Consider the following 16534-nt stretch of genomic DNA (forward strand, 5'->3'; position numbering starts at 1 on the left):
GTTCAGGGCCTTCTGCTTTTGTCGGATAGGTTGCTGTCTTTTCGTGGTTAACGTTCGGCCTTATAATTCGTGTGATCCGTGTGTTTGGATGGATCAGCCGCACGCGCAGGACGTGAGTGAGCTTCGGTACGTTCAGTGCTCGTTTGCTGAGGCGAGTAGAAGTTAATGATGTCGTCAACCGTGGAAAATACAACGTGTTCACTTGCTTTATAATGATCTGTTGGAATAAAAACCTCTTTTCTGTGATGGATATAAGTGTAAGGAAGGTGTTTATACGGATACTCCGATGACAGAATAACCTTTCTGTCCTCTCCGTTATTGTATAAACAGAAAATCCAAACTTATATAGGAATTGGTGTTAACAAACAACTAAGTAAGCGCCGGTGGGCATAAATAAAGGGCTGCCGGAGGCAGCCCTCGTATCAATTACAGTTTAGTAACGTTCTCCGCTTGTGGACCACGGTTACCTTGAGTTACTTCGAACTCTACACGTTGACCTTCGTCCAACGTTTTGTAACCATCACCTTGAATGGCGCTGAAGTGAACGAATACGTCTGTTCCTTCTTCAGTTTCGATGAAGCCAAATCCTTTGTCTGCGTTGAACCATTTTACTGTACCTGTTTGCATGTGATTCCTCCAAAAATAATAAGTTTTGTACGACCATTGGTATGAGCTGCATTCAATAATTAATGCTCATTCGGTGGTTAGACCGTAGACGTTCTGTCCACTAATGTATCGACCTATATCATCATAACACGCGTACCAATATAAGTCAATTTTTGAATGTATTTTCTAAAAAAAAGAGCGCCCATAGAAGCGAAATCCCTTGCCAGACGGGATAAAATGCTTCATCAGTAGATCATATTTTCTCACCAAAAAGAAAGCGATTGCATGAATTGAATTTTATTGTATATTATGTTGGAAACCTTGCGCTTTATGATATCGGTTAAAGACCGTGCATATTCGTTCGTTAGAGAAAAAGGGAGGAAGCATATCATGTACCGGGTTCTGCTCGTGGATGATGAGGAAGATGTTCGTGAAGGGTTGGTTGTCGAGGTGGATTGGGAGGCACTGGATCTACGCATTGTGGGTCTGGCCGAGAATGGCCGTGAGGCTCTGGAGATGGCAGAGAGGATAGAACCCGACATCGTGATTACTGACATCAGCATGCCGTTTATGGATGGATTGGAGCTGGCACGAAGATTAAGAGAGCGAAATCCACTAGTGAAGGTCGTTATTTTAACGGGATATGATGAATTTGATTACGCTCGGCAGGCGGTATCGCTTAGTGTGGATGAATATTTGTTGAAGCCCTTCTCGGCTGGACATCTTACCGAACTGCTCACCAGATTGCGTGCTCAGATGGAGGCGGAGATCGCGGAACGTGAGGACGTGCAACAATTGCGAGAACACTATCGCACCAGCTTGCCTTTATTACAGGCGGATTTGATTGCAACGTTGTTACATCGCCAGAAATCATCAGCATATATATTAAGTCGGGCAAGCCAGTGCGGACTGGAACTGGGAGGTAAACGTTATGGCGTATCGATCCTTACATTGCATCCGACCGAAGATCCAGAATTGAAGCTGTTTGCAGCGCTGAATATTGCGGCAGAGGTGTGGGCAGATCACAAGGCAGGCTATGCCTTTATGCATCAAGAGACGGTTGTATTGCTCTACGTGGAACCGCTGAACGGAATAGAAGGGAAGGCGGAAAACCCCCAACAGCATGCACTGGAAAATGTAGTGCGAAGCATCCGTCACTATTTGCGTGTGCCTGTAACGATTGGATCGAGCAGGCTTGTGGACACCTTGCCCGATGTGAAACATGCCTATGAGGATGCTTTGCTGGCACTGGATTACCGACTTGTGCCAGGGACGGATTCCTTGATCTACATTGGGGACGTGGAGCGGCAGGCCGCAGGCAAGCTACGTTTTGATGAATTGAAACAACAGACATTGACCCGCTGTTTGAAGGCGGGAACGCAGGCAGAGCTGGAGCAAGGGCTACAGTTCATTTTCCGGGAAATTACGGTGGAACACGGGCGCAGTGATATTCAGTTGTATTTGATCGAAGTATTAACTACCGTTTGGAAGGCCGCACAGGCTTCGGGTGAAGAGATGGAGGATATATTCGGTGCCGGGTTCCAGCTGTATACGGATCTGTTTCGACTTCCGGGTCTGTCCGAGGCACAGCATAAGGTGAGTGAAGTCTGTCTGCTTGTACAACAGCGGATATCCAGCGGACGCCAGCATGTATACAAAGATATTGTGGAGCAGGCGCTTACGTTTACGAAGAAACATTATGCCGATCCGGATCTGTCCATTCAGAAGGTATGCGCACATCTACATATCAGCTCCGGTTATTTTTGCAGCATTTTCAAAAAAGAAGTACAGCTTACCTTCCTGCAATATCTGATGCAGATTCGAATGGATGAAGCCAGGGAACTGCTTCGCTCCACGGAGCTGAAGTCGTTTCAGATTGCCGAGAAGGTGGGCTTTGCCGAGCCGAATTATTTCAGCTTTTGTTTTAAAAAGCATACTGGCGTCTCGCCCAAAGAGTATCGGAAACAGGCCATTACGACCCCAGAAGGTTCCCTTCAATGAACTGGAGCAGGTTAACCGCACGAATCAAGTCTATTGTGATGAAGCTCCGCTTGGTTGTTCGTTCGTCCAAGGTCAGCAGCATTCGTTCCATTATTACGTGGTCTTTCTCCATCTTCATTGTGCTGGTACTCACCGTTATGGCGATATTACTACATGACAAATTCACCCAGACTGCGGAGCGCAGTGCAGAATTGTCGACCAGACAGATCGTGGATCAGGTCAGTTATAACCTGGAGGATTACGTGCGCAGCATGTCCCATCTGTATCGTGCCATTGAGGAACATATGCTACGGGACGGTACATGGGAAGGGGAACAGGTGGACAAACAGCTGGATACATTGCTCAGCAGCCGGGAAGATATCATTTCCATTACACTGCTCGACGCGGACGGACAGTTGCTCAAGAACAGGCCGGCTGCCGAACTGAAGCGCAGTGCTCACGTCACTCAACAAGGATGGTTTCAATCGGCCCTACGTGTACCTAATCATCTAAGTTTCTCCTTGCCTCATATTCAAAATATGTACGCTGGACCTTACCAATGGGTCGTTTCCATGAGCAAGGGCATCACCATCAAACAGCAGGGCCAGGAGAAGCAAGTGATCCTGCTGGTCGATATCAATTTTAAACAAATGGACGAACTAAGCAGCCGGGTCAGCCTAGGGCAACGGGGTTACGTCTATATTATTGATGAGAGTGCTGGTAATATTGTGTATCATCCACAGCAACAACTCATGTATATGGGACTGAAAAAAGAAAATATTGAGCAGGCTCTCGTGGCTACGGGGAGTTACGAAGATGAGGCGGATGGGCAGAAAAGGCTGAATACCGTCAAATCGGTGGCCAATATCGGTTGGAAAATTGTTGGTGTGGCGTATCTGGATGAAATCATGACAACACGTCAGGAAGTGAACGGATACCTGATTCGTGTGCTGGTTGTTGTGCTGGTGCTTGTCATCGTGGTATCCCTGTTTCTCTCTTCGAGTCTGACACGTCCAATCCGGATGATGGAGAGAAAGATGAAGGCGGTAGAGCGCGGGGATTTCAACGTGGAGCTGCCCATAACGGGACCGCTTGAGGTTGAGCGCCTGGCACGCAGGTTTAACCTGATGGTGAACAAAATCCGTAACCTCATGGATGAGATCATTCATGAACAGGAGCAAAAACGCCGTCTGGAGCTGGAGGCACTGCAAGCCCAGATCAATCCCCATTTTCTGTATAACACGCTGAATTCGGTTGTGCGGATGGTTGGCATGAGTCGTAATGACGAAGTGATCACGATGATTACGTCACTCTCCCGATTATTTCGCATCAGTCTTAGCCAAGGAAAAACGATCATTACCGTCCGCGAGGAATTGGAGCATGCCCGTCACTACCTGACCATTCAGCAGATGCGTTTCAAACACAAGTTTACTTTCAATATTCATGCGGATGAGCAGGTGCTGGACTGCCTGACACTGAAGCTGATACTACAGCCGCTCATTGAAAATGCCATTGTACACGGTATCGAGTATCACATGGACGAGGGAAGTATCGAGGTGCATGTGCAACGCGAAAAGCAGATTCTGGTGTTCCGCATCACGGATAACGGTGTAGGCATGTCGGAGGAACAGATGGCAGGATTGCTCAGCGGCCGTCCGGTAGTGAAGAGCGGAGCGGGTTCCGGTGTCGCTGTACGCAATGTGCATGATCGCATCCGGCACTATTATGGCGAGGGATATGGCCTGGAATTTGCAAGTGAGCTGGAGGAAGGCACAACGGTATGGATTCGGATTCCTGTTCAGGAGGAACAGAAGGAGGACGGGATGAATGATGGACGATAGCCTAATCAGTAGCAAAACCACTGGTGAAACCAGCAGCAAGATCAATAACCAGAGCATAACCACACGCCGTGTATTGGCAAAAAAAAGCCAGGCCACTCTTCCCGGTTGCCCGGGATTATGGCTATTCAAAGCCTTGTGCCAGGCAGCAGTAGCCTGCTGCCTGTTCATCTGTGCCGCCTGCGGCATGGCAGGGGCGGATCAACCGGCGTCGCCACAGCGCATAGCGCTGATTACGCCTGCGGGCACGGGGGAGCTCGCCGAAGCGATCCGCCTGGGAGCTGAGGCAGCCGCCAAAGAGCGCGGCGCACAGCTCATCACCGTTGAAGCGTATCCCGTGGATTCCGCTTCACACACCTCATCTAATGCGGACTATGCAATAAGTCCGCCACCTCTGGGTACACCAGCGGCAGCGGATCGGGACGTTACCCGCAGTGAGCGTGAACAAGCCCAGGTCCAGGCAGCTGAACTCGCATTGAAACAAGGGGCAACCGCACTGCTGGTTGATCCGTTAAGTGAAGATGTTCTTGGCGAAATCATTCGGGAGGCAGAGACGGTGAGAACAGATGGAGGTATCGTACCTGTTATTGTGTTGAACGATGAGTTCCCCGTCAAAGGTATTACCAGTGTCATCTCCATGGATAATCTTGAGGCAGGACGTCAAGCCGGGTATGCCATGGCCGAATTACTGGAAGGCCATGGCCTTATTGCTTTAGTAGGCCCGGACCCGCTAAGCGCAGGCCTGGTTCTGAGGGAACAAGGGATCGAGGAAGCGTTGCATCAATACCCGGGCATCAACCTCATTCCCAAATCCGTATGCAACAACAGGGATTCGTGCTGGCAAACAGTCAAGCAACTACTGGATCAGCATGAGCTGACCGGAATTATTGCTCTGCAAGAGCCCGCTTCGCTTGGGGCAGCAGATGAACTGCTTCGCCGTAAGGATGGAAGACGGCTCAGTATTGTTGGGTTTGGCAGCGAACAGCAGCAGCTAGAGCAACTGCAGGAAGGTGTGTTCCAACGACTCATCGTTCAGAACGGTTACAGTGCTGGTTACCTGGGGCTTAATCAGGCACTTGCCAAACTGAAGCGGGAGCATGTTCAGACAAGGGTCATCCTGGAAACCAAGGTCGTTAGCACAGACAATATGTTCTGGATGGATAATCAAAAGCTCTTATTTCCGTTTGTGCAATAGAACTGATGAGGATTTCGATAGAACAGATGAAGATATTGTATTCGAAAATAATGTAAGCCCTTTCATAATAAAGACATCGGTAAAGCCGAATGAACTTGGGGAGGTCATGAAGAATGAAAAAGAAAACGTGGATGACATTATTGCTTACGGTGTGCATGGCTGTGGCGGCAGGGTGCAGCAACGGGGGAGACAGCGCTGGTGGGAACGGAAGCGCGGGAACAGACAGTGGCACGAAGACGGAAGCCGGAACGCAAACGGAAAACCCGAAAATTGGCGTTGCCATCTATAAGTTTGACGATACGTTTATGACAGGAGTAAGAAACGCAATGACTGCGGCAGCGGAGGGCGTAGCTACCCTTGATATTGTAGACAGTCAGAATGCGCAGCCGACACAGAATGAGAAGGTCGACCTGTTTGTATCCAAGAAATACAACGCGATGGCGGTGAATCCAGTAGACCGGACTGCAGCAGGTGTAATCATCGACAAGGCGAAAGCGGCTAATATTCCGGTAGTATTCCTAAACAGGGAGCCTGTAGCGGAGGATATGAATAAGTGGGATAAAGTGTACTATGTCGGGGCAAAAGCGGAAGAGTCCGGTACAATCTCAGGTCAGTTGATCGTGGATTACTGGAAAGCACATCCGGAAGCTGACAAAAACGGCGATGGCAAGCTGCAATATGTCATGCTGAAAGGTGAACCGGGTCATCAGGATGCCGAGCTACGCACCAAATATTCGGTTCAAGCCATACAGGATGCCGGCATTGAAGTTGAAGCACTGGCTGAAGATACGGCGATGTGGGATCGAGTCAAAGGCCAAGAGAAAATGCAGGCATTCCTGGCTTCGCATGGCGACAAAATCGAAGCGGTACTGGCAAACAATGATGACATGGCACTTGGTGCGATTGAAGCATTGAAAGCAGCAGGTTACTTCAAGGATGGCAAAACGATGCCTGTCGTAGGCGTGGATGCTACAGCTCCAGCAATTCAGGCGTTGCAGGATGGTACAATGCTGGGCACCGTGCTGAATGATGCTAAAAATCAGGGAGCCGCAACGGTTGCATTGGCGGCTGTTCTTGCCAAAGGCGAGACACCAACCAAAGAAAATACCAAATTTGATATTACAGACGGGAAATATGTCTGGATTGCTTACAAAAAAATTACGAAAGACAACATTGCCGACGCCCAATAATAGCAGCAGAGAGGGACGTATGTCATCTTGGCAACGTCCTTTTTTTGCCGGTCAGATGAAAGGGGAAGATAGAAGATGCAGTCACCTTATCTGCTGGAGATGAACGGGATTTCCAAAGCATTCCCCGGCGTGCAGGCGCTCAGTGAAGTCACACTGAAGGTGAGGCCGGGAACCGTTCATGCGTTGATGGGCGAGAACGGGGCGGGAAAGTCAACCTTGATGAAATGTTTGTTTGGGATGTATCGTCCCGATGCAGGCACAGTGCGCATCGAAGGCAAGGATGTAGAAATCCCGAATTCGAAGGCTGCATTACAGCAGGGTATATCCATGATTCATCAGGAGTTGAATCCGGTTCCGCACCGTCCGGTGATGGAAAACATATGGTTGGGACGCTTCCCGATGAAGGGTCTACTGGTGGATGAGAAACGGATGTATGCCGATACGCGGGCACTGTTTCAGGATTTGAACCTGGATATTGATCCGAAGGCACTTGCTGGAACGTTGTCTGTGTCCAAAATTCAATCCATGGAGATTGCCAAAGCGGTATCGTTTCACTCCAAAGTGATTGTGATGGATGAACCGACCTCATCCCTTACGGGTAAAGAAGTGGAGCAATTGTTTACGATCATCAATAAGCTGCGAAGCCGCGGCGTGTCCATCATCTACATCTCACACAAGATGGAGGAAATTTTAACGATTTCGGATGAAGTGACCATTATGCGAGATGGAGTTGTTGTAGGCACCTGGGATGCTGCGGATCTGACGACAGACCTGATCATTACACGTATGGTTGGACGTGATTTAAGTGAACGATTCCCGGAGAGGCTTAATGTCCCTGGTGAAGTCATTCTTCAAGCAGAGGGTCTGACGTCGAATCAGGCGAACTCGTTCCGGGATGTTTCGTTTCATCTACGCAAAGGCGAGGTACTTGGCATTGGCGGTTTGGTAGGTGCGCAGCGGACGGAACTGATGGAATCCTTATTTGGACTGCGAGGACTGGCTTCCGGCACGATTACCATTCATGGTCGCAAGGTGAAGATTAACTCGCCCGCTGCCGCCAAGCGTCATAACATAGCCCTATTAACCGAAGAGCGACGAGTGACCGGGATATTCCCCGTGTTATCCGTTTATGAGAATACGATTATCGCAAGCCTTGGTCGTTACCGAAATCGTCTGGGTTTGCTGGACGAGAAGAAGGGACGGGAAGAGGCACGGGAACAGACGCAAAAGTTCAGAACCAAAACGCCTTCAGTTAACACGCTCATTCGGAACTTGTCTGGAGGCAATCAGCAGAAGGTACTGCTGGCTCGCTGGCTCTTGACTGACCCTGAGATTCTGTTGCTGGATGAGCCCACACGCGGAATTGATGTTGGAGCCAAGTTCGAAATCTATACGATCATTACGGAACTGGCCCGGCAAGGCAAAAGCATTATCATGATCAGCTCCGAGATGCCTGAATTGCTAGGGATGTCAGATCGCATTATGGTCATGAGCGAAGGACGCCTCACCGGTATTGTGGACGGAGCCGAGGCGACAGAACAGCATATTATGAGGCTGGCCGCGCAGCAGCGGATGGCTGGTCAGGAGGAACACAAATGAATACAACCCTTGTTCATCAAGTGAAGCAATATGTGGCTCAGCGTGCGATTTTTATTGTGCTGATCCTGCTTGTTATCGGTATCGCCATTGCCGATCCGAACTTTCTCGCATTTTCCACCCTGCGAGATATTTTACAACAATCTTCCACTCGCGCGATTATCGCACTGGGTGCGGCGTTCATTCTGGTGACGGGAGGCGTCGATCTGTCGGCTGGACGCGTGGTTGGTCTGACAGCAGTGGTATCGGCATCGATGTTACAGATTGATACGTATGCCAATCGCTTTTTCCCGGATCTGCCGCAATTATGGGTGGGCTTGCCGATCGTAATCGGCATCATAGCAGGGTTGCTCGTTGGTTTAGTAAATGGCCTTATCGTTGCCAAGCTACATGTCCCCCCTTTTATTGCCACATTGGGTACGATGGTCGCTGTCTATGGTCTGAACTCGATCTACTTCGATACAGAACCCAACCAGTCGCAGCCCATCGGAGGACTTAGACCGGATTTCACCACAATAGGATCAGGTTATATTGATCTGGGTGGAGGCTATTCGATCCCCTACATCGTGCTCATCGCCATTGGAGTAGCACTGATCTGCTGGGTTGTTTTCAACAAAACCCATCTGGGTAAAAATATGTATGCCATCGGCGGAAACATTCAGGCCGCTCACGTATCTGGTATTCACGTCGCACGAAACCTGATTGCGTTGTACGCGATTGCTGGGGCGCTTTATGGACTGGGCGGCGTACTGGAAGCGGCTCGTACCGGTGGAGCAACGAACAACTACGGTAATATGTACGAACTGGATGCCATTGCTGCATGTGTTGTTGGCGGGGTATCTACGGCTGGAGGAATCGGAACTGTACCCGGTGTGATGGCAGGCGTGCTGATCTTTGGCGTCATTAACTACGGCCTGACTTTTATCGGAGTAAGTCCTTACTGGCAACTGATTATTAAAGGGTTGATTATTGTTGCGGCTGTAGCGTTTGATATTCGAAAATATATGGCTAAGAAATAATAGGAGATCCGCTTATTCTTTCCAGAACAAGTTACCTAATATGGAAAAACAACAAAGAAGCCAGCCCTCATCCCTCGAGAGCTGGCTTTGAATAGTTTATGATGAATTTTGCGTTGCGAAATACGTACGGAAATATTAATGTGCACATTTTTACATTTCAATGCATTCATATGTCCTGTTCTTTGTGAAAATTATATATTCTTGCGAATTTTAACATCTTCCAATAATCGACAACATCGGCTAATCATAATCGATATAATATTTGTGTATATGTTTGAAAGTGTGACTTTTGTCTAAGGGGGCGAGGCTATTTGCTAAGTTACACAATGAAGATGGTAATTTTCCCAATAGGTTGTCTGCTTGTCATGGTATCCTCTACTGTACTGGGACAAGCATCGCATCCAACCTTGATGATCGTCACAGGCATTCTGCTAATTATCAGCATATGGGCGGAACGGCGTTATCCATTTTTAACATGGATTCAATGGTTAATCCTTGGTGCATTTCATTATTTCAGTCAATTAAACTGGTGTAATCTGCTCTATTATATGCTCATCATTTCAATGATTCAGGACAAGCAGAGAATGGTACAGACCTTACCGATTTCGCTGCTGCTTATGCTCCAGTATACGATCATCAGGTTGTCATATGTTCCGATAGAAGCATACAGTTTGCTGGTGTCATTATTTGATTTGCTGACCGCGGTAGTGGTTATTTGGCTATATCATACTTTAATGAACAGTGAGTCTGAACAACGGAAACTTCGGGAAAAAAATCGGTTTCTTACCCTTCATGATCCGCTTACGGGATTGTTAAATTATGAAGGATACATGCAGGTGCTTCATAAGACGTTGGAGGAAGAACGATCCTTCCTCTTGATTCTTTTGAATGTTAATAATTTTAGTGGTTACAAAAAGGAATCAGATGATCCCTGGTGTGCAGTCATTAAGGGCATCGGACAAAAGATCACGAACCAGTTCCCCGAATCTTATGGTATATCAAGGTATGCGGGTGACCGATTTGCCATTGTGTTGCCGCAAATACCCTATATCGAAGAACGGATATCTTCCTTGTTGTCTAATCAGCTACAGGGATTGCAAGTAAGTTATAGCATATCGCGTTATCCGAGGTTATCACAGACCTTGCAACAATTCATGACCATTGCGGAAGATCAACTGATCGAGCAACAGCGTAGTCAATGGATTAAAAATGAAGAGGAAGTGTTCCGTTCCGAAAGACTGCGTGCTGTAGGTGAGCTTGCTGCAGGGATGGCCCATGAGATCCGTAATCCACTCACCGCCATCCGAGGATTTTTGCAACTGTCACGTGGGCAATCCTTTAATATCGCACCGTGGTATGAAGTTATTATGAGTGAGGTCACCAGAGTCACCGATTTAACGGGAGAATTTTTACAATTTTCCAAACCTCAAGCCCATCATATGAAACCGGAGAAGCTGGCACATTGTCTGGAGCGTGTTATGTCTTTGACCGAATCGGATGCGGCTTCCAGAGGACATCGGATTACCCTTCATGTGCGGGATGAGTCGGTTTGTGTGAACATGGATCGGGATAAAATTGTACAAGTTCTAATCAATCTGATTCGTAATGCTTTTGAAGCGATGTCAGACCCCGGAGAGGTACATATCGATATGATACAGGAAGGGGATAACGTGTTGATCTCCATAGCGGATACAGGGAGCGGGATTCCCGAGCGTTCGTTAACCGCAATTTTCAACCCGTTTTTCACAACAAAGGAGGAGGGAACGGGATTGGGGCTTGCGCTATGTCAAAAAATTGCTCAGGATCATAACGGTAGTATTTCCGTTTCCAGTGAAATGGGGGAAGGTTCCACTTTCACCTTGTGTTTGCCTGTGGAGTCGGGCGAATAGTCACTTTTATATGCCAGACCAGCGCAAAAAGGGGGAATAAAGCGTGCTGGGTTCTTTAGCAGTATGGAATAAACAAGGGCTATCCTACGAACTCCATCGGTCATTGATTACGATCAATCGTCGATGGAGTTGCGGGATGCCCTTGTTTGCGTAAAAAGGATTTATACAGAAGTATCTTGAGACGGACGCCCGGATTTAGGAGAAGGGGAGATCGACAACCTGCGCCACAACCATTCGATTGGACCTAGTGGATATTTGCGTAGCCAGAGGTGTGAGAATAGCATTAATAACAGACAAATGCCAAGCCATATCAGCAAAATAAATAGAGAAGACGGACGTCCGCCCAGGCCAAGTCCCCATCCATAGAAGAGCACAGAGGCGATGATATTCTGCATAATGTAACAACTTAGCGCCATCTTGCCAATTTCACCGAAACGCTGGAACAGCTTGGGGAAAAGACCTTTTTCCAATCCATAAGCAATAATTCCGAGATAACCGAGGGTCAGTACTGGCGCGCTGATATAGCGCACCCAAACATCCATAATTCCACCGGGAACGAGCAACAGCAGATTCAGAGGAATACCTGCCGCAAGTCCGATCATCATCAGTTTACGGCGTCGAAGTCGTCCGGACTCATCGTTAGAAAATACTCCCGTTCTCATAAGCAGTGCCCCTAGTAGAAAGAGAAAAACATTCAGTGGGATGATAGCTATCGATTCTGCACGGAAAAAACCAAAATTATTGAGCCGGAACATCACTTGTTCCCACCACGTTCCAGAAGCGTACAGGTGTGTAAGAGTATCCATCCCGTTAAAGGATGAACCGGATTCAAATGCCAGCAAGGCTGTAATTCCCGTAACACCGATCACATGTATGCCTCCTGCGAGCACCATCATCGTTAGCATAAAGCGTCTGGAGCGGTGAATAATCAGCGAAACAATCATGCCAGTAATAGCATAGCTCATCAACACGTCATACTCCATTACTAAAATATAATGCAATAGTCCGTCCAGCAGCAGAAGTGCACATGACCAGATATAGACACCGGGCCATACGTAGCCTTCACGAGCTGCTTTTTGGCGTTTCAATTCCATGCCGGCTCCAAATAGCAAAGTGAGCATACCAAGAAATTTTCCATTCACCAAGATGAGCATGATCGTCTGTATCAGGCGATCTCCTGAACTCCACCACGGCTCAAGCACGTTACCGAATACCAGGTTCAGATCACCAAGGTAAGCGAAAATCCAGATGTTGGTTCCCAAGGTGCCAATAATAGCAAAACCCCTAAGAATATCGAGTAGGGCAATTCGTTTCATGAAGTCCTCCTTTTTTTTTTGGTACATATGAATTAAAAACAATATAACACATATGTACTAAAAAGAACTATTAAATTTTAAGGGATATCAGGTTTATGGGGAAGTGGTCATTTGTGATTCGCATTTTAATGATTCGTAATTTGGAAAATATGGTATTATCTATTGAATGCAGTGTAATCTCAGAGGCAAGCTAGTTTATCGTATGTATTTCAGATTTAAGTCAAAAAGGAGGCACCTGTGTGATTAAAAAACAATTTCTCAACCTTACAACAATGAAGTGGAAAACGATCGTAGCTGCTTTTCTGGCAGTAATGCTATTTATGATGTCCGTTGTCCCGGCTCTTGCAGCTTCTCCAGGAAAAACCGTAAATGCTTCAGCCAAATTGGCTTATAACCTCAAGGGACTCAAATTTAATAGGGTGGTACAGAAAGCTTATATAGCAGACAAGTACGTATACGTGACGCAGCGGGTGAATACGACATGTCAACTATCCAGACTACTAATCAAAGGCAATAATGCCGAATACGTGGATCATATGACGATTACGAACAGCGGGCATTGCCAGACGCTGGATATGTATACGTACAACGGAGCGAACTATTTTTATTTTAGCTCCAAAGCGGATGTAGCACCTACAAATGTCTGGTCTCTTCAGGTAGCGAGACTTCAATACTCGGCTGGTAAAACCGTAAATTACACCGATCTTCATCGGTTCACTTATATGAACTACGCCAATAAAAAGGGTACAAAACAGGGCACAACGTATCGAGTAGATGGCGGTGGCAACAGCAACTACACCGTGTTCCGGATTCAGACGAGGGAAGGCGGAAAGTCCAACACGGATAAGGTAGTCTGGTCTGTGTATGATACGGCTGCATTAAACAGGTTGCTTGATCAGAACAAGCAGGTTCGCATGGACAGCCCTGCGGCAATTAAAGCGGCAGTGTCTAGTTTCACACAGTCGGGCAGCGGAATTATTCGGCCAAATGGGTCTTTCCAAGGGGTAGATTTGCTGGGTAAGACTCAAATATTTACATCCGGTGGGGCGGAAGGAGATACGCCTCAGATTGCTAAGATCTCAAATACAGGCGTGTATCAGTCTCTTGTAAAAATAACGAATGTCGGGAAACATGAAATCGAGGGTGTGCAAAACAAGAAAGGGAACGTTTATTTTCTGATTGTGGCCGATCCAGGAAATAAAGCAAATGGGCAGAAAATATACTACGTTCCAGATAGCGTGTTCTAAGAAAGATGTGGTTGGCCTCTGAGAAACTACACTGCGATATCCATCTATGGAATTTTATAAAGAGTGTTTGAGTCGTCTTCCTTGCCTGAAGGTGTAGAGCAAAGAAGGCGGCTTTTTTGACTATATGGAAGATTTGACCTGCTCCGTACGAGTATGCTACATTGTTATTAACTATTTGTTAATAACATAATGTTATTAACAGGATGAGGTGTATGAACCATGTCTCATGGAGACAAAGCGTTTGATCCAGTCAACATTAGCGAGGAAGAGTTTTTACAAACCTATGATGCCGGAGAATACGAACGTCCCTCGGTTACTGTGGATATGCTCGTATTTACGATTCGAAGCGGAGAACAGGAAAATTACCGTAAGCTGGCGGAACCGGAGCTTGGTTTACTGCTGATTCGCAGGGGAGGTCACCCCTACCTGGGGCAATGGGCACTGCCAGGTGGATTTGTCTCCATGCATGAATCACTGGAGGATGCTGCCCGTCGGGAATTGCATATGGAGACAGGACTGGACGGTATCTATCTGGAACAGCTGTATACATGGGGAGATGTAGGGCGCGATCCGCGTACAAGGGTCATTAGTTGCTCGTACATGGCTCTGGTGGATAGCAGTGAGCTGGAGCTTCAGGCGGGTGACGATGCCAGCGACGCCAGCTGGTTCTGGGTGGAACAGAAACTCATTGAAGAGAAACGTCATATTCATGAACGCGGCCGGGTGACAGAGCGCCGAATACAGCTTGTTTTGAGTAACGAAACAGAACAGTTGTCGGCCATTGTAGATACCAAAGAGCAAGTAGAAGGGCGAGTGCGAAACAGTAATTTGAGCCTGGTAGATGTTCAAGGGATCGCATTCGACCATGCCCAAATTATTCATTACGCGCTGGAGCGATTACGTTCCAAAATTGAATATACGGATATCGCGTTTAATCTGATGCCGGAGAAATTTACGTTAACGGCGTTGCAGAAAGTGTATGAGATTATTAGCGGCAAAAAACTGCTGGCAGCTGCATTTCGGCGCAAGATGGCAGACTGGGTGACCGAGACGGGTGAATATGCAAGCAGTGCGGGACATCGCCCATCCCGTTTGTACCGATTAAATCCGGAGAGGGAAGTTCTGTAGTTGGAGTTGGTCATGAGTAGAAATGGTTTAATTCGAGGAATGTAAGCAATCGTTTGGTATGGAACAAAGTACGAGGTACGAGGTGATATGAATGGAAAAGTTTACGTTTTTCTGGCGGACAGAATCGCCGTTCTCCCAGTGGTTTAAGGCTGATTTTACGGTGGACGGGGTTCAGTATACAAGTGCAGAGCAATATATGATGCATCAGAAAGCACTGCTCTTTGGCGATCAACAGATTGCGGATAAAATCATGAAGACCCGTTCGGCTTCGGTGCAAAAAAAGCTAGGCCGCCAGGTCACAGGTTTCGTCCAGACCATATGGGAAAGCGAGTGCCAGCGCATTGTCTATGAAGGCAATCAGGCAAAATTTACACAGAACGAGGATTTACTGGCGGCTTTGCTCGCCACCCAAGGCACAACACTTGTAGAGGCAAGCCCGGATGATCGGATCTGGGGCGTGGGGCTGGCGGAGGAAGATCCACGTATTCGTGACCGAAAAACATGGCGAGGAACGAACTGGCTAGGTGAGATTCTTACTCGTCTGAGAGAAGAGATAGGAAGGGATCGACATGAGTAACTTCGATAAACAAAACAAACACAGCAACATTAGTAATTCAAATCATAAGACTACGGGGTCTCGTCATTCTAACGCATCACCAGATAAGACTGGCGTTAGCTCGCGTTCCGGACGCTCGCGTATAGCACATCAGACGCTGGAGATTCTGGAGGAAGGCGTGTATGTAAACGGATATGATCGTGCTGTTCATATCAAGAAAGACATGGAGCAAGCCATTCAAAATTCAGTTCTCTATAGGCCCTCGGAGCTTTCTCAACTAGGGGAGAAATTGCGCAAAGGAGGAAACCCGGCCCGGATGGAAGTAACCGGTGAAACGACGCTGGCAGCAGCAGCGCGTCTAACCTTAGAGGAAGGCAGAACGGATGTCGTTTGTCTGAATTTTGCATCGGCCAAAAATCCGGGTGGTGGTTTCCTTGGTGGAAGTCAGGCTCAGGAGGAAAGCTTGGCACGGGCAACAGGGCTATATCCATGTATTGCCCAGATGACAGAGATGTATGAGTACAATCGCAAGCAACGTACGTGCCTCTATTCAGACCGTATGATCTATTCTCCAGATGTTCCCGTGATCCGTGACGACTACGACCGATTGCTGGATCAATATTACACAACGGCCTTTATCACCGCTCCAGCGGTAAATGCAGGTGTAGTCAAAGAGCGGAAGGAAGCAACAGATGCAGAGATCAAGTCGGTCATGAAGCAACGCATTCGATATATATTGGAGGTTGCCGCTGTACAAGGTCATAGAACTATCGTACTTGGGGCCTTTGGCTGTGGTGTGTTCCGGAATGAACCGGCACAGGTGGCATCGTATTTTGCCGAGGTTTTGGATGAAGAAGGATACAGGGATTACTTTGATCACATCGTATTTGCCATATATGACCGGAGTGCAGGACAGCGAACGTTGGAGACCTTCAAGCGTCTGCTAGCATGAGTGTGAGCAGGAGAAAGCACGG

13 protein-coding genes are annotated in these 16534 nt (G+C 47.6%); 11 read left to right on the plus strand and 2 right to left on the minus strand.

The annotated features are described in order from the left end of the window. Positions 1-426: 426 nt before the first annotated feature. Positions 427-627, minus strand: coding sequence for a cold-shock protein (locus BLQ13_RS07580; RefSeq protein ID WP_090917732.1), 201 nt, complete (start codon positions 625-627; stop codon positions 427-429). A 369-nt stretch (positions 628-996) separates the two neighbouring features. Between BLQ13_RS07580 and BLQ13_RS07585 the strand changes: the two genes are divergently transcribed. From BLQ13_RS07585 to BLQ13_RS07615, 7 genes are all read left to right on the plus strand, one after another. Next, positions 997-2607, plus strand: a complete 1611-nt coding sequence (locus tag BLQ13_RS07585; RefSeq protein ID WP_090917734.1) for a response regulator — start codon at positions 997-999, stop codon at positions 2605-2607. Then, on the plus strand, positions 2604-4427 hold the full coding sequence (locus BLQ13_RS07590; RefSeq protein WP_420848916.1) for a cache domain-containing sensor histidine kinase: 1824 nt from the start codon (positions 2604-2606) through the stop codon (positions 4425-4427). Before BLQ13_RS07585 ends, BLQ13_RS07590 begins: the two co-directional genes overlap by 4 nt. Next, a complete protein-coding gene (locus BLQ13_RS07595) occupies positions 4414-5619 on the plus strand; it encodes a substrate-binding domain-containing protein (protein ID WP_090917736.1) in 1206 nt (401 codons plus the stop codon). The genes BLQ13_RS07590 and BLQ13_RS07595 overlap by 14 nt, the downstream gene beginning before the upstream one ends. A gap of 113 nt (positions 5620-5732) precedes the next feature. Continuing rightward, entirely contained in the window at positions 5733-6809 is a 1077-nt protein-coding gene (locus BLQ13_RS07600; protein WP_090917738.1) for a galactose ABC transporter substrate-binding protein, read from the plus strand. A 75-nt stretch (positions 6810-6884) separates the two neighbouring features. Beyond that, a complete protein-coding gene (locus BLQ13_RS07605; protein ID WP_090917740.1) occupies positions 6885-8408 on the plus strand; it encodes a sugar ABC transporter ATP-binding protein in 1524 nt (507 codons plus the stop codon). Further along, positions 8405-9424 carry a galactose/methyl galactoside ABC transporter permease MglC gene (gene mglC, locus BLQ13_RS07610; protein WP_090917743.1) on the plus strand — a complete coding sequence of 340 codons (1020 nt, stop codon included), beginning with the start codon at positions 8405-8407 and terminating at the stop codon, positions 9422-9424. Before BLQ13_RS07605 ends, mglC begins: the two co-directional genes overlap by 4 nt. A gap of 311 nt (positions 9425-9735) precedes the next feature. Beyond that, positions 9736-11313 (plus strand): ATP-binding protein, encoded by a 1578-nt coding sequence (locus tag BLQ13_RS07615; protein WP_244159248.1) that lies wholly within the window; start codon positions 9736-9738, stop codon positions 11311-11313. 161 nt (positions 11314-11474) lie between these two features. On the opposite strand, the gene BLQ13_RS07620 is transcribed toward BLQ13_RS07615, so the two are convergent. Then, on the minus strand, positions 11475-12629 hold the full coding sequence (locus BLQ13_RS07620; protein ID WP_090917745.1) for a DUF418 domain-containing protein: 1155 nt from the start codon (positions 12627-12629) through the stop codon (positions 11475-11477). 272 nt (positions 12630-12901) lie between these two features. On the opposite strand from BLQ13_RS07620, the gene BLQ13_RS07625 reads away from it, so the two are divergent. From BLQ13_RS07625 to BLQ13_RS07640, 4 genes are all read left to right on the plus strand, one after another. Beyond that, on the plus strand, positions 12902-13876 hold the full coding sequence (locus BLQ13_RS07625; RefSeq protein ID WP_090917912.1) for a helveticin J family class III bacteriocin: 975 nt from the start codon (positions 12902-12904) through the stop codon (positions 13874-13876). A 219-nt stretch (positions 13877-14095) separates the two neighbouring features. Beyond that, complete coding sequence (locus tag BLQ13_RS07630) at positions 14096-15004, plus strand: NUDIX hydrolase (RefSeq protein WP_090917747.1); 909 nt, start codon at positions 14096-14098, stop codon at positions 15002-15004. 91 nt (positions 15005-15095) lie between these two features. Continuing rightward, entirely contained in the window at positions 15096-15581 is a 486-nt protein-coding gene (locus BLQ13_RS07635) for an NADAR family protein (RefSeq protein WP_090917749.1), read from the plus strand. Then, positions 15574-16512 carry a TIGR02452 family protein gene (locus BLQ13_RS07640; protein ID WP_090917751.1) on the plus strand — a complete coding sequence of 313 codons (939 nt, stop codon included), beginning with the start codon at positions 15574-15576 and terminating at the stop codon, positions 16510-16512. The genes BLQ13_RS07635 and BLQ13_RS07640 overlap by 8 nt, the downstream gene beginning before the upstream one ends. Positions 16513-16534 lie beyond the last annotated feature (22 nt).

Origin of the sequence: Paenibacillus polysaccharolyticus (assembly GCF_900102085.1) — a bacterium.
GTDB classification, from domain to species: Bacteria; Bacillota; Bacilli; order Paenibacillales; family Paenibacillaceae; genus Paenibacillus; species Paenibacillus polysaccharolyticus.